The 14,606-nt window shown below is 73.9% G+C and carries 10 protein-coding genes and 1 tRNA gene; 8 read left to right on the top strand and 3 right to left on the bottom strand.

Features of this window, described 5'->3' with window-relative positions:
- The first annotated feature begins 367 nt into the window (after nt 1-367).
- Both ACFWEE_RS00600 and ACFWEE_RS00595 read left to right on the top strand, forming a co-directional pair.
- Nucleotides 368-440 (top strand) — tRNA-Arg (locus ACFWEE_RS00600).
- 203 nt (nt 441-643) lie between these two features.
- The gene (locus ACFWEE_RS00595) at nt 644-1,201 is read left to right on the top strand and encodes a YcxB family protein (protein WP_386885128.1); all 558 of its coding nucleotides are present in this window, start codon (nt 644-646) and stop codon (nt 1,199-1,201) included.
- Nucleotides 1,202-1,310: 109 nt separating this feature from the next.
- Here the strand turns inward: ACFWEE_RS00595 and ACFWEE_RS00590 are convergent, their stop codons facing one another.
- Both ACFWEE_RS00590 and sigJ read right to left on the bottom strand, forming a co-directional pair.
- Nucleotides 1,311-2,549 (bottom strand): NAD(P)/FAD-dependent oxidoreductase, encoded by a 1,239-nt coding sequence (locus tag ACFWEE_RS00590; protein WP_386885126.1) that lies wholly within the window; start codon nt 2,547-2,549, stop codon nt 1,311-1,313.
- A 131-nt stretch (nt 2,550-2,680) separates the two neighbouring features.
- A complete protein-coding gene (sigJ, locus tag ACFWEE_RS00585; protein WP_386885125.1) occupies nt 2,681-3,628 on the bottom strand; it encodes an RNA polymerase sigma factor SigJ in 948 nt (315 codons plus the stop codon).
- 225 nt (nt 3,629-3,853) lie between these two features.
- Here sigJ and ACFWEE_RS00580 point away from each other — a divergent pair, with 225 nt between their 5' ends.
- From ACFWEE_RS00580 to ACFWEE_RS00560, 5 genes are all read left to right on the top strand, one after another.
- Nucleotides 3,854-4,804, top strand: a complete 951-nt coding sequence (locus ACFWEE_RS00580; RefSeq protein WP_386885123.1) for a DUF2797 domain-containing protein — start codon at nt 3,854-3,856, stop codon at nt 4,802-4,804.
- A 246-nt stretch (nt 4,805-5,050) separates the two neighbouring features.
- Entirely contained in the window at nt 5,051-5,800 is a 750-nt protein-coding gene (locus ACFWEE_RS00575; protein WP_386885122.1) for a response regulator transcription factor, read from the top strand.
- 5 nt (nt 5,801-5,805) lie between these two features.
- A complete protein-coding gene (locus tag ACFWEE_RS00570; protein WP_386885120.1) occupies nt 5,806-7,476 on the top strand; it encodes an ATP-binding protein in 1,671 nt (556 codons plus the stop codon).
- 97 nt (nt 7,477-7,573) lie between these two features.
- Nucleotides 7,574-9,118, top strand: coding sequence for a glycosyltransferase (locus ACFWEE_RS00565; RefSeq protein WP_386885119.1), 1,545 nt, complete (start codon nt 7,574-7,576; stop codon nt 9,116-9,118).
- Complete coding sequence (locus tag ACFWEE_RS00560; RefSeq protein ID WP_386885117.1) at nt 9,115-11,340, top strand: glycosyltransferase family 39 protein; 2,226 nt, start codon at nt 9,115-9,117, stop codon at nt 11,338-11,340. The genes ACFWEE_RS00565 and ACFWEE_RS00560 overlap by 4 nt, the downstream gene beginning before the upstream one ends.
- 165 nt (nt 11,341-11,505) lie before the next feature.
- Here the strand turns inward: ACFWEE_RS00560 and ACFWEE_RS00555 are convergent, their stop codons facing one another.
- Nucleotides 11,506-12,675 carry a serine hydrolase domain-containing protein gene (locus ACFWEE_RS00555; protein ID WP_386885115.1) on the bottom strand — a complete coding sequence of 390 codons (1,170 nt, stop codon included), beginning with the start codon at nt 12,673-12,675 and terminating at the stop codon, nt 11,506-11,508.
- A gap of 271 nt (nt 12,676-12,946) precedes the next feature.
- Between ACFWEE_RS00555 and ACFWEE_RS00550 the strand changes: the two genes are divergently transcribed.
- Nucleotides 12,947-14,563 (top strand): MFS transporter, encoded by a 1,617-nt coding sequence (locus ACFWEE_RS00550; protein WP_386885114.1) that lies wholly within the window; start codon nt 12,947-12,949, stop codon nt 14,561-14,563.
- Nucleotides 14,564-14,606 lie beyond the last annotated feature (43 nt).

Raw genomic sequence — 14,606 nt, 5'->3', positions numbered from 1 at the left:
GGGGTCGGGTCCGGCCGTCCGGTCCGGTTCTCGATCGCGGCTCCACCCGGGATCGGAGCGCCGACCGTACGCGGGCCGTTGGCCGCACCCGACGGCCGGACGGCGGTCGTTCCCGGTCGTGATCGTGAGGGGGCCGGGCCCGGATCGCGGCGGCTCCCCGCTCCGGAGGCCCGTTCGGACGGTTTCCGCCCGCCGAAGCGGCGGGAGAGCGGGTGCGGGAGCGGGGCCCGGAGCGGACCTGATTCACCCTCTGGGGGTGTTTTCGCAGGTCAGAGGTGGTTTGGCTAACGGATTTCGCGTCCCGGCGCGGTTCATGTAATGTTGTTCTCGCAACGCCGACCGGGAAGAAAAAAGCCCGGAACGCCAAGCACTCGTAGCTTAACGGATAGAGCATCTGACTACGGATCAGAAGGTTGCAGGTTCGAATCCTGCCGAGTGCACAACAGGCCAGAGGCCCTCAGGAGAAATCCTGAGGGCCTCTGTCGTATGCCGTGGCGGGTGTTGGTGGTGGATCGTCCGGCCCGCTGGAGCTGCCGGGTCTGCGGTTGCCGGAGAGCGGGGTGGCGCGCCGTCATGCCCGCGCTCCGGCGTCCGGAGCCCGAGCCGCCGGGGCCGGACTCCGCCCCCACTACGATCACCGTTCATGGATACCAGGGGTGGGGCAGCGTCACAGCCGGAGGCGGAGCGCGGTACGGCCGCCGACGCCGAGTTCGTCTACCGGCTGACGGCCGAGGACTTCGAGCAGGCGCTTCGCGGGCGGGCGCGGCGGTCGACGGCGGGGAGGGTCCAGGCGCTTCTCTTTCCGGTGCTGATGCCGTTGATCATCGCAGCCGTCGGGTACCTGACCGACGGTTCGCTGATGGTGTGGAGCGTCGCGGTGATGCTCGCTGCCGTGTACGGGGTCTGGGTCTCCCTGCGAAGCATGCGCACCATGGCCCGCCGCATGGCCGGCCTGATGGAGCCGTACGGGGAGTGCCGCACGGTGGCCGACGAGAAGGGCTCGGTCAGTACGGGGGAGCGGGGGTCCTTCAGCACGGAATGGGGCATGCACCGGGCGTTCCTGGAGACCCCCGGGCTCTTCGTGCTGTTGACCGGTGACCGTGCGGTCGGAATCGCGGTAGTGCCCAAGCGGGGCGCCCGCGGCCCGGCGGACGTGGACCGGCTCCGGGAGATCCTGGACAGGAACCTGAAGCGGCTCTAGCGGGTCCAGTGGCTCCGGCGGAGCCGGTGGCTCCCGGAGAGCCCTGACACGGACGGGCCGTGGCGCCGGCAGGACCTGGCGCCACGGCCCGTCGGGCGCCCGGCGGGGGTCAGGACTCGGCCGGTACGGCCGGTACGGGCGTCGCGTCCGCGACCGGTGCGGTGGCTCGGCGGACCACCGGCCGCCGCCGCGTCGGGAGGCCGAGGGTGGGGTTGGCGACGCCCCAGGCGGCGCCCTTGCAGACGATCTCCTTGTAGAAGGCGGCGAGCCGGCCGGTCAGGGCGGCGCTGACGGCGCGGTCGTCGGCGGTGACGTACTGGATGAGGCCCTCCTTGCGGCCCAGCGAGATGCACTGGTTGAAGTAGCGGACCGAGGGCTCCGGGAGCTTGTCCCCGGTCAGGTGGGCGGCGATGGTGTCGGCGGCCTGCCACGCGGCGGGGACGCCCGAGGCGCAGGACATGCGGAGCGGCTTGTCGCCGGGGCCCATCGCGAAGGCGGCGTCGCCGATGGCGTAGACGTCCGGGTGCGAGACCGAGCGCAGGGTCCTGTCGACCACGATCTGGCCGCTGCCGGTGACCTCCAGGGTGGTGGCCCTCGCGATCGGGTGGACCGCGAAACCGGTGGTCCACACGGTGACGGCGGCGGGGAGGTCGGTGCCGTCGGCGGTGACCACGTGGTCGGCCGCCACCTCGCCGACGGTGGTGTGCTCGCGCACGGTGATGCCGAGCCGGCCGGTCACCTTCCGCAGGTGGTGGCGGCCCTTGGGGGAGAGCCAGTCGCCGAGTTCGCCGCGTACGACGAGGGCCACGTCGAGTTCGGGGCGTGCCTCGGCGATCTCGGTGGCGGCCTCCACGCCGGTGAGGCCGCCACCGACGACGACCACGGGCTGTCCGGCGCCGAGGGCGGCGAGGCGTTCGCGGAGCCGGAGGGCGCCAGGGCGGCCGGCGACGTCGTGGGCGTGCTCGGCGGCGCCGGGGACGCCGTGGCTGTTCCAGCCGCTGCCGAGGGCGTACACGAGGGTGTCGTACGCCAGTTCCTCGGTCTCGGTGGCGTCCGGGTCGGCGACGGTGACGGTCCTGCGGTCGGCGTCGACGGCGGTGACCCTGCCGAGCCGGAGTGCCACGCCGGTACCGGCGAACATCTCGGCGAAGGGCCGGGGCCTGAGCTCCTGGCCGACCGCCAGCTGGTGCAGCCGGACCCGCTCGACGAAGTCGGACTCGGCGTTGACGAGCGTGATGTCGACGTCCTCGCTCCGCAGCCGCTTGGCGAGGCGCCCCGCGGCGATGGCGCCGGTGTAGCCGGCTCCGAGGACGATGATGCGGTGCTTGCGGACGGTGTGGTCCTTCATTTCCTGCTCCCTGTCTCGCGTCCTGTCCCGCGCGGTGCGCCTCTCGACGCGGTTCGCCTCTTGAACCGGGCAGCCCGGCGATTCCTGACAGGGGTGCGATGTGAAGCAGGTCACAGGGTGGGGTGGTGGGGTCAGAACGGGCGGATCAGGGGTTCGCCGTGGTCGCCGCCGGCCGCCCACCGCTCGGTGGCGCGGACCAGCTTGTCCGGGTTGACCTGGCTGCGGAACGCGGCGATGCCCTCGGCGGTGATCTCCATGCAGACGACCCCGATGACCCGGCCGTCGAGGACCACCACCAGGGCGGGCCTGTTGTTGGCGGTCGAGGCGTAGAACCCGGGGGCGCCGCCGACGAGGTTGCGCTTGGCCTGGCTGGGCTTGAAGAGGCCCCGCATGAACTTCGCGACCGCGAGGGCACCCTCGAACGCCGAGGCGCGGGCCGGGACCTTGCCGCCGCCGTCGCCGACCGCGATCGCGTCGCCGGTGAGCAGGGCCACGAGGGGTTCGGTACGGCCGCTGGTGGCGGCGGCGAGGAATTCGTGGACGATCCGCCGGGCGGCGGCCTCGTCGATCTCGGCGCGGGACCTGCCCTCCGCGACGTGCTTCTTCGCGCGGTGGAAGATCTGCTGGCAGGAGGCCTCGGTGATGTCGAGGATCTCCGCGATCCTGCGGTGCGGGTAGTCGAAGGCCTCCCGCAGCACGTACACCACGCGCTCGTTGGGGGAGAGGCGTTCCATGAGGGCGAGCACGGCGTACGAGACGGACTCGCGCTGCTCCGCGGTGTCGGCGGGGCCGAGCATCGGGTCCCCGGCGAGCAGCGGTTCGGGCAGCCACTGGCCGACGTACGTCTCGCGGCGGGCGCGGGCCGAGGTCAGCTGGTTGAGGCACAGGTTGGTGAGGACCTTCGTCAGCCAGGCCTCGGGGACCTCGATCCGGCCGATGTCGGCGGCCTGCCAGCGCAGGAAGGTGTCCTGCACGGCGTCCTCGGCGTCGCTCGCCGAGCCCAGGAGGCGGTAGGCGATGGCTTCCAGGCGCGGTCGGGAGGCTTCGAACCGGTCCACGTCGTCCATGGTCAGTGCCATGGGCAGGATGGTAGTCCCGCAGCCGGTCGTGGTGCCCGGCCGAGGCGGGAAAAGCGCGCGGAGGCACGTGCCGGAAACGTGCGGGAGGACCGTGCCGGAGGACCGCGCGCGAGGACCGTGCGGGAGGACCGTGCGGGAGGACCGCGCGGGTCACCGCCGGGGGGAACGCGGGAGGAACACGCCGGAAAGCCACGGTGCGCCACCCGTAGGGTTGGTCCCTCGCCGATGGTGGAAGCGACCGGGGGTTCTCGAGTGGGTTGGCGGTGCACCGGACTGCGGTGGCCCGGGGAGGCCCCGGAGCTGGGCTGGGAGAACGGCCGGGACCGGCGCGGGAGCGTCCTCGTGTACGGGAGCGTCCTCGGATTCCGGGCCCTCGGGGAGCGGAGCTGCGTGGGGGCCCGGGGGAACGCCTGCCCGCTGGGGGCGTTGGTGCCGGGCCGGAGCACGGGGGCCCGGTGCGCGGAGTGCGCGCGGCTGGACCGGGCGCACTCGGTGGCGGCGGACACGATCGCGGACGACCCGCGTTCGTACCGGGTCTACCTCGCCTGGTTCGGGCCCGGGATGGTCAAGGTCGGGATCACCGCCGAGGAGCGCGGCGCGGCGCGGCTGCGGGAGCAGGGTGCCGTGGTCTTCAGCTGGCTGGGCCGGGGCCCGCTCATGGCGGCGCGGCGGACCGAAGAGGTGCTGCGTGCCGCGCTCGGGGTGCCGGACCGGATTCCGTACGCCCGTAAGCGCGCGGTGCGCGGGATGCTGCCGGGCGCCGGGGAACGCGCCGGTGAGGTGGCGGAGTTGTACGGGCGGGCGGCGGCGCTCGAAGGGCGCGGCTGGCCGGAGTCGCTGGAGCGGCTGCCGTACGAGGCGGTGGACCACTCCGGGCTGTTCGGGCTGCCCGGCCTGGCGGGCGGAGCGGGCGTCGGGGCGGTGCGGGAGCTGGTGGCGGGCGGCGGGGTGGCCGGGCGGCTGGTGGCCGCCGCCGGACCGGACCTGCACCTGGCGACCGGCGACGGCGGCGCGGTGGTGGTGCTCGACACCCGGCTGATGACGGGCTGGGAGCTCGTACGGGCCGCGGCGGGGCCCGAGGCGCCGGGTGACGAGGACGGCGGCGGCCGGGGTCCGGCGGTGACCGTTCCGGTCGAGGACCTGGGGCACGGCGGGGTGCAGGACGGGCTCTTCTGAGCGTGCGGGACGGGCTTGCGCGAGCGTGCGGGACGGGCTTGCGCGAGCGTGCGGGGCGCGGGCTTTCCGCGGGTGCGGGAGGGGCGTTCCCGCGCGTGCCGGGCGGTCAGCTCTGACCGGTTCCGCTTCGGTACGGTTCGGTCTTGGCGCGTCTTGGGTTCTTCATGACCAGAGCCTGACTCGTTTCTCAGGCTTTTCACAGAAACGGGCAAGCTCCCTCTCAGAGCGGTCTCACAGGGTGGGGGGATGACGACGACCTCGCCCCAGGGGCGTACCGAACTGCTCAGGGCCGACCGCAACGCCGGGAACCCCGTCCGCGTGCTGGTCGTGGACGACGAGCCGCCGCTCGCCGAACTGCTCTCGATGGCCCTGAGGTACGAGGGGTGGGACGTGCGGAGCGCCGGGGACGGTGCCGGTGCGCTGCGCACCGCCCGGGACTTCCGCCCCGACGCGGTGGTGCTCGACGTGATGCTGCCGGACATGGACGGCCTGGCGGTGCTCAGCAGGCTGCGCCGCGACCACGCCGACGTGCCGGTGCTCTTCCTGACCGCCCGGGACGCGGTGGAGGACCGGATCGCGGGGCTCACGGCGGGCGGCGACGACTACGTCACCAAGCCGTTCAGCCTGGAGGAGGTCGTGGCGCGGCTGCGCGGGCTGATCCGCCGGTCCGGCGCGTCCACCAGCGCCCGCAGCGAGTCCACGCTCGTCGTCGGCGACCTGCTGCTCGACGAGGACAGCCACGAGGTGAGCCGGGGCGGGACCTCGATCCACCTCACCGCCACCGAGTTCGAGCTGCTGCGCTTCCTCATGCGCAACCCCCGCCGGGTGCTCAGCAAGGCGCAGATCCTGGACCGGGTGTGGAACTACGACTTCGGCGGTCAGGCCAACGTCGTCGAGCTGTACATCTCCTACCTGCGCAAGAAGATCGACGCGGGCCGCACGCCGATGATCCACACGCGCCGGGGCGCGGGCTATCTCATCAAGCCGGGCGAGTAGCCGGGATGCGCGGGCGGACCGGCCGTCCGGCGGCCACCCGGGGCGGCGTCGGCCCCGGACGAAGGGGCGGCAGGCCCTGGACGCTGCGGACCCGGCTGGTGGTCTCCGCCGTCTCGCTCATCGCGGTCGTCGCGGCGGTGATCGGTTCGGTGACCGCGATCGCCTTCCACAGCTACATGTACGGGAAGCTCGACGACCAGCTGGACTCCATCGCGGTCCGGGCGGGGCTCGGTCCCGGGGCCGGTGAGCCGGGACCACGCGGTCTCCCGGGCGGCGGCAGCCTGCTCGACTTCATCGGCAACGGCGGCCAGCCCATCGGTACGGTCGGCGCGGTCGTCGCCGAGGACGGCACGGTCCTCGATTCGAAGGTCCTCGCCGACCTCGGCAAGGACACCGTGCCCAGCTCCACCCCGCTGACCGGTGCCCAGAGCGAGGCGCTGGAGTCCTCCGGGGCCGCGGACGACTCCGCCACGCACGACGTCGAACTCCCCGGACTCGGCTCCTACCGCGTCGAGTCCGCCTCCGCGAAGGGCGGCTCGAAGGGCGGCGTCACCTTCCTCGTAGGTATTCCGAGCGAGGAGGTGAGCAGCGACATCACCGCGCTCATCCTGGTGGAGGTGTGCGTCACCGGGGCGGGGCTCATCGCCGCCGGAATCGCGGGTGCCACCATGGTCGGGGTGGCGCTGCGCCCGCTGCGCCGGGTCGCCGCGACGGCGACGCGCGTCTCCGAACTCCCGCTGCACAGCGGTGAGGTGGCTCCGCTGGTACGGGTCCCCGAGGCGGAGGCCGATCCCCGCACCGAGGTCGGCCAGGTCGGGGCGGCGCTCAACCGGATGCTGGGGCACGTCGGTTCGGCCCTGGCCGTCCGGCAGGAGAGCGAGACGCGGGTCCGGCAGTTCGTGGCCGACGCCAGCCACGAGCTGCGCACCCCGCTCGCCTCGATCCGCGGGTACGCCGAACTGACCCGGCGCGGGCGCGAGTCCGTCGGGCCCGACACCCAACACGCGCTGGGGCGCATCGAGTCCGAGGCCGAGCGGATGACCGGCATGGTGGAGGACCTGCTGCTGCTGGCCCGGCTCGACGCGGGCCGCCCGCTCGACCACCGGCCCACCGACCTCTCGCCGCTCGTGGTGGACGCGGTGAGCGACGCCCGTGCGGCGGACCGCGCCCGGTCGGCGGAGGGCGGCCACCTCTGGCGGCTGGAGCTGCCGGACGCCCCGGCGACGGTACGGGCCGACGCGACCCGTATCCATCAGGTGCTGGTCAACCTGCTCGGCAACGCGCGCACCCACACCCCGCCCGGCACCACCGTCACCGCCGCCGTGCGCCCCGCCGCGCCCGGGGTGCCGTGGGTGACGCTGGAGGTGCGGGACGACGGGCCGGGCATTCCGGCCGCGCTGCTGCCGCACGTCTTCGAGCGGTTCGCCCGGGGCGACGCCTCGCGCTCGCGCCACGCGGGCTCCACCGGGCTGGGGCTCGCCATCGTGCAGGCGGTCACGGCCGCGCACGGCGGGGAGGTCTCGGTCCGCTCGGTGCCCGGCGAGACGGTGTTCTCCGTCCGTCTGCCGGCCTGCGCGGAACCAGGCGCGGGGCCGGGCGCGGGGCCGGGCGCGGAGGCCGGTGCGCCCGTGGGGCGTCAGGGCACCTTTAGTTCACATCAACTCCCTCAAAGTTAACGGCATGTGAGGGACCGTCAGTGACGCCCGACGACTCACAGCCCGGCCACAGTCGCAGCACACCGTCGTGACAGCGCGGCCCGCGAACGTCGTCACCATGCGAACCGACAACCCCTGGAGCGCCGGCACCAGTGCCCTGCCGGCCCGGCAGCATCTCCCGGCCGGGACGGTGGACGCGCACGGAGCGCCCGTACTCGTACTCGACGTGGTCGTGCCCGTGTACAACGAGGAGAAGGACCTCGAAACCTGTGTCCGGCGGCTGCACGAGCACCTGACCCGGACCTTCCCCTACCGCTTCCGCATCACGATCGCGGACAACGCGAGCACCGACACCACCCCGCTGGTGGCGTCCCGGCTCGAAGCGCTGCTGCCTGAGGTGGTCTCGTACCGGCTGGAGCAGAAGGGGCGCGGACGCGCCCTGCGCACGGTGTGGTCGCGGTCCGGTGCGCCGGTCCTCGCCTACATGGACGTCGACCTCTCCACCGACCTCAACGCGCTGCTGCCGCTGGTCGCCCCGCTGATCTCCGGCCACTCGGACCTGGCGATCGGGTCCCGGCTGGCGCGCAGTGCGCGGGTGGTGCGCGGGTCGAAGCGCGAGTTCGTGTCGCGCTCCTACAACCTGATCCTGCGCTCCTCGCTCTCCGCCCGGTTCAGTGACGCCCAGTGCGGGTTCAAGGCGATCCGGCGCGAGGTGGCCGAACGGCTGCTGCCGATGGTCGAGGACACCGGCTGGTTCTTCGACACCGAGATGCTGGTGCTCGCCGAGCGGGCCGGGCTGCGCATCCACGAGGTGCCGGTCGACTGGGTCGACGATCCCGACTCCACGGTGCACATCGTGAAAACCGCCACCGAGGACCTGAAGGGCGTCTGGCGGGTGGGGCGGGCGCTGGCGGTCGGCGCGCTGCCGCTCGATCGGCTGTCCCGGCCGTTCGGCGACGACCCCCGGGACCGTACGGTGCCCGGCGTACCGCGCGGCCTGGCCCGTCAGCTGGTCGGGTTCTGCGTGGTCGGGGTGCTCTCGACCGCCGTCTACCTCGCGCTGTACTCGCTCTTCCGGCTGGGCGTCGGCCCGCAACTCGCCAACGCGGGCGCCCTCCTGGTCTCGGCCGTCGCCAACACGGCGGCGAACCGGCGTCTCACCTTCGGGGTACGCGGCCGGGGCGGCGCGGTCCGCCACCAGGCGCAGGGCCTCGTGGTCTTCGCCATCGGCCTCGCGCTCACCAGCGGTTCGCTCGCCGCGCTGTCCACCACCGCCCCGTCGACCTCGCACTCCACGGAGGTCGCCGTGCTGATCGCGGCCAACCTGGCGGCGACCGTGCTCCGCTTCCTGCTCCTGCGCGCCTGGGTCTTCCCGGAGCGGCGCGCCGACCGGGCCGCCTCCGTGCCGACCACCGCCCCCGTGCCGACCACCGCCGACGGCCGGACCCCCGCCGACGGCCGGACCCCCGTGCACCCCGCCGGACACCCGGCCCCCTTCGACGCCTTCGGGACCGCCCCGCGGGCCGCCCGGCGGGCCGCCCCGCACGCCGCCCCGTTCGGGGGATCCCGTACGGCTCCGATCACGGCGCCCGGCACCGACGACCCGTACACCGACCTGTACGCCGACCCGTACGCCGACGACGAACTGAGGAACGCCCGATGACCGCCTCCCTCCACCCCGACGCGTACCCCGCGCCGCCGCCCCCGGTGCCGCCCGCACCCCCCGGGGCCGCTCACCGGGCGGCCCCTTCCGCCGGGACCGGCCGGGCCGGACGGCTCTGGCGCGGCCGGCCCGAGGACCCGTCCTGGGCGCGGCCCGCCTTCCTCGGCCTGCTGCTGGTGGTCGCGCTCGCCTACCTGTGGAACCTCAGCGCCTCCGGGTACGCCAACTCCTTCTACTCCGCGGCTGTCCAGGCAGGCAGCGAGAGCTGGAAGGCGTTCTTCTTCGGCTCCTCGGACGCGGCCAACGCGATCACCGTCGACAAACCGCCGGCCGCCCTCTGGCCGATGGCGATCTCGGTGCGGATCTTCGGCCTCGGCTCCTGGGCGATCCTGCTGCCCGAGGTGCTGATGGGCGTCGCCACCGCCGGGGTGCTGTACGCGGCGGTGCGCCGCCGCTTCGGCGCGGCGGCGGGTCTCCTCACGGTGGGCGTGTTCGCGCTGACCCCGGTCGCCGCCCTGATGTTCCGCTTCAACAACCCGGACGCGCTGCTCGCGCTGCTGATGACCGTCACCGTGTACTGCGTGCTCCGCGCGGTGGAGAACGGCCGCACCGCGTGGCTGGTGTGGGCGGGCGTCGCGGTCGGGCTCGCCTTCCTGGCGAAGACCCTGCAGGCGTTCCTGATCCTGCCGCCGCTCGCCGTGCTGTACGCGGTGCTCGCGCCCGTGCCCGTACGGAAGCGGTTCGGCCAACTCGCCCTCTCCGCGGTGACCATGGTCGTCGCGGGAGGCTGGTGGGTGGCGATCGTCGAGCTCTGGCCCGCCTCCTCCCGCCCGTACATCGGCGGCTCGCAGAACAACTCCTTCCTGGAACTGACCTTCGGCTACAACGGACTCGGCCGCATCAGCGGTGACGAGACCGGCAGCGTCGGCGGCGGTGGCGGCGGACAGGGCGGCGGCTGGGGCGAGACCGGCATCGGCCGCATGTTCAACTCCGAGATCGGCAGCCAGATCTCGTGGCTGCTGCCCGCCGCGCTGATCCTCCTCGTGGCCGGTCTCTGGCTCACCCGCAAGGCGCCGCGCACCGACGCGCGCCGGGCCGCGTTCCTCGCGTGGGGCGGTTCGCTGCTGATGACCGCGGTCGTCTTCAGCTTCATGGCCGGGATCTTCCACCAGTACTACACGGTGGCCCTCGCCCCCTACCTCGCGGCGCTCGTCGGCACCGGTGCCGTCGCGCTCTGGGAGGAGCGGGCCGCCTGGTGGGCGGGCGCGGTGCTCGGCGGGACCGTCGCCACCACGGCTCTCTGGGCGTACGTGCTCCTCGGCCGCACCCCGGACTACCTGCCGTGGCTGCGCTGGGCGGTCCTGCTCTTCGGCCTGATCAGCGCGGTGTGGCTGGTGTTCGCGGGACGGGTGGGCCGTCCGCTCGGGCTCGTGGTGGCGGTGGTCGCGATCGTGGCGTCGCTGGCCGGCCCGGCCGCGTACACGGTGTCCACGCTGAACACCGGACACCAGGGCTCCATCGTCACGGCCGGCCCCTCCGGCGCCAGCACGATGGGCGGCGGACCCGGCGGCGGGGGCCCGGGCGGCGGCGGTGGCGGCATGCAGCCTCCGGGCGGCACGACCGGCCAAGGCGCCGGCCAGAACAGCCAGGGCCAGAACGGTCGGTTCCCCGGCGGAGGCACGCCTCCCACCGGTACGGCTCCCAACGGCACACCCCCCGCCGGAACGGCGGGGCAGCTGCCCGGCCAGGGCACCAACGGGCAGAACGGCGCAAACGGTACGAACGGCCAGAACTTCGGCGGGATGCCGGGCGGCGGCACGGGCGAAGGCGGCCCGGGCGGCGGCGGTGGCGGCATGGGCGGCCTCCTCAACGGCGCCACGGTCTCCGACGCGGCGGAGAAACTGCTGGAGAAGGACGCCGACGACTACACCTGGGTCGCGGCGGCGATCGGCTCGCAGAACTCCGCGAGCTACCAACTGGCCACCGAGAAACCGGTGATGGCCGTCGGCGGCTTCAACGGCAGCGACCCCTCCCCGACTCTCGCCCAGTTCAAGAAGTACGTGGCCGACGGGAGGATCCACTACTTCATCGGCGGCGGGACGGGCATGGGCGGCGGCGACAGCGGCACGTCCTCGAAGATCTCGTCCTGGGTCGAGGCCCACTACGAGGAGGTGACCGTCGGGAGCGCCACCTTCTACGACCTGACGCAGCCCAAGAGCTGACCCGGCTCAGGAGCTGACGCGGCCCAGGACCTGACGCGGCTCAGGAGCTGACGTCGGACCACGGCAACCGCACCACCTCATGACCACCCGTCCCCACGGGCAGGCGGGCCCGGCAGCTGTCCGGGCCCGCCTCGGTCGTGGCCGGGGCACTCGCGGAGGCCCCGTTCAGTCCCCCGCCGCGTCGAGCCGCGCCGCGTACGTCCAGAAGTCCCGCATCGGCTCCGGTGGCTTCGGCCCGCCCAGCTCGACCTGGGTGAGCAGCAGGGTGACCAGCCCGGTGGACGGGACGAGGTGCCCGGCGGTGCCGGTGCCGCCGACCCAGCCGTACCGCCCGCGTACGTTCCACGGGTCCTGGGTCTCCACGTCGACCGAGCCGCCGAACCCCCAGCCCTGCCCCTCCGTGAAGAGCCCGCTCGCCCTGCGCTGGGCGGGGGTGAGGTGGTCGGTCAGCATCTGGCGCACCGCGCCGGACGACAGCAGCCGCCGCCCGTCGCCGGTGAGGCCGCCCGCGAGGAGCATCCGGGCGAACGCGAGCCAGTCGTCCGCGGTGGAGACCAGGCCGCCCGCCCCCGAGGGGAACGCGGGCAGCGTGCTCCACTGCCCGTCCGCCGCGTCGACCAGGTCGAACCCGCCGTCCGGGTGCGCCCGGTAGTAGCCGGTGAACCGGCCGAGGTCCGCCGCCGGAACGGCGAACCCGGTGTCCTTCATCCCGAGCGGCTCGAACACCCGCTCCGCCAGGAACTCCGGCAGCGACCGCCCCGAGACCCGGGAGATCAGCACCCCGAGGATGTCCGAGCAGGTGTTGTAGAGCCATGCCTCACCGGGCTGGCGGAGCAGCGGGATGTGGGACAGGGTCCGCATCCAGGTGTCGGGCTCCGCCACCGCCTGCGGTTGCGGCGGTCCCTGGTGCAGCTCGGAGAAGAGCGGTGCGACGGCCGGGAGCGCGAAGTCGGAGGGGAATCCGTACCCGGCGCGGAAGGTGAGCAGGTCGAACACGGTGATCGGCCGCCGGGCCGGTACGACGTCCTCGACCGGGCCGTCCGGGGTGCGTACGACTTTGGGGGCGGCCAGCTCCGGCAGCCAGGTCCCGACGGGCTGGCCGGGGGTGAGGCGGCCCTCGTCGACGAGCACCATCGTGGCGGCGGCGGTGATCGGCTTGGTGAGGGAGGCGATCCGGAAGAGGGTGTCGCGGGCCATCGGCGTGGTGCCGCCGGTGTCCGCCGAGCCGGACGCGGCTACGTCCACCCGGTCGCCGCGGGCCACGAGCGCCACGGCACCGGGGACGGCGCCCCGTTCGACGTAGGGGTCCAGGAATGCGCGCAAGTCCGTCGTCATGGGTCCCACCCTCGCGGTCGGCGCGCCGCACGGGTGACTCCCGCGCCGACCGGGACCCGCGGAGGACGCCCGGTCGGCCCGCGCGGCCGGGCGTACACCCGTTCGGCCCGTGCGTGCGGCTGTTCGCTCGTTCGGGTGAGTGTCGGAAAGCTTGCTCGTACACCGTAGAGCGATCGCCTTACGGTGTACGGCATCCGGCCTCTTCCGTCCCCGCGCCGTACCGTCCCGCACCGCCGGGCCCGGAGCGGGACGAGAGGCCCGAGGAGACCGCATGACGGCGAACGCCTCCCTCCCTGCCACCGACCTCGGCCCGCCCCCGCACCCCCAGCGCTGGCTGATCCTCGGCGTGATCTGTCTCGCCCAGCTCACCGTGCTGCTCGACAACACCGTCCTCAACGTCGCGATCCCCTCCCTCACCGAGGAGTTGGGCGCGTCCGGCGCCGAGGTGCAGTGGATGATCAACGCCTACTCGCTCGTCCAGTCCGGCCTGCTGCTCACCGCCGGCAGCGCCTGTGACCGCTACGGCCGCAAGAGACTGCTGCTCGCCGGGCTCACCGTGTTCGGCCTCGGCTCCCTGGCAGCGGGTCTCGCCCAGAGCCCCGGCCAACTCGTCGCGGCCCGTGCGGAGATGGGTGTCGGCGGCGCACTCCTGCTGACCAGCACGCTCGCCGTGGTGGTCCAGGTCTTCGACGCGACCGAGCGGGTCCGCGCGGTCGGGCTCTGGGCCACGGTCAACGCCCTCGGGTTCGCGGCCGGTCCGCTCCTCGGCGGGGTGCTGCTCGGCCACTTCCGGTGGGGCGCGATCTTCCTCGTCAACCTCCCCGTCGCCGCCCTCGCCCTGGTCGCGGTGGCGCTGCTCGTACCGGAGTCCAAGAACCCCGCGAGCGAACGCCCCGACCTGGTCGGCGCGTTGCTCTCCATCCTCGGCATGGGCGCCGTGGTGTACGCGATCATCTCCGGCCCGGAACACGGCTGGAGCTCCCTCCGGGTGCTGCTCACCGCGTCCGCCGGGGCCGCCGTGCTGGCCGGGTTCGCGCTCTGGGAGCTGCGGGTGCCGCACCCGATGCTCGACCCGCGCTTCTTCCGGAACCGCTCGTTCACCGGTGCGGTGGCGGGCGCGGTGCTGGTGGCGTTCGGGATGGGCGGCTCGCTCTTCCTGCTCACCCAGCACCTTCAGTTCGTCCTCGGTCACGGGCCGTTGGAGGCCGGGCTGCGCACCGCCCCGCTGGCGCTCACGGTGGTCGTGCTCAACCTCGCCGGGTTCGGCGCCCGGCTGGCCGCCCGGCTGGGCACGCCCGCCACGATCGCGGCCGGGATGTCCCTGCTGGCGGCCGGACTCGCCGCCGTGGCGCTGCTCGCCGGGCAGGGGTACCGCGGCATGCTGCTCGGCCTGGTCGTGATGGGGGTGGGGATCGCCCTGGCGGCCCCCGCGATGGCCGCCGCGATCATGGGCGCCATCCCGCCGGAGCGAGCGGGGGTGGGCGCGGGCGTCAACGGCACCCTCGCCGAGTTCGGCAACGGCCTCGGGGTCGCCGTCCTCGGCGCGGTGCTCACCTCCCGCTTCACCGCCCTGCTGCCCGTCGCCGCCGCCGGTACCGCCTCCCTGCCCGCCGCGCTGGCGGCGGCCGGGGGCGGTGCGGAGCGCGCCGCGGTCACGGACGCCTTCGCGGCGGGGCTGGAGCGCGGCCAACTCGCGGGCGCGGCAGCGGTGCTGGCGGGCGGGCTGGTCGCGGCCCTCCTGCTGCGGCGGGCGGAGAGCGCGCCGCGGGCGCCTGCCGACGAGGGCGGACCGGAGCCGGACGGGAGAGCGAACACGGCGGGGGAGCCGACCGGTTCGACGGCACGGAACACGCTTGAGCATCGGACCGGGCATCCGGGGCATCCGTGACGGTGCCCCGCCCGGTCCGTCCCCCGGGTACACGAGGAGAGTG

It is taken from the genome of Streptomyces sp. NPDC060184, assembly GCF_042728795.1.
In the GTDB taxonomy this organism is placed as follows: domain Bacteria; phylum Actinomycetota; class Actinomycetes; order Streptomycetales; family Streptomycetaceae; genus Streptomyces.
This window is presented reverse-complemented; position numbering and strand designations above follow the sequence as displayed.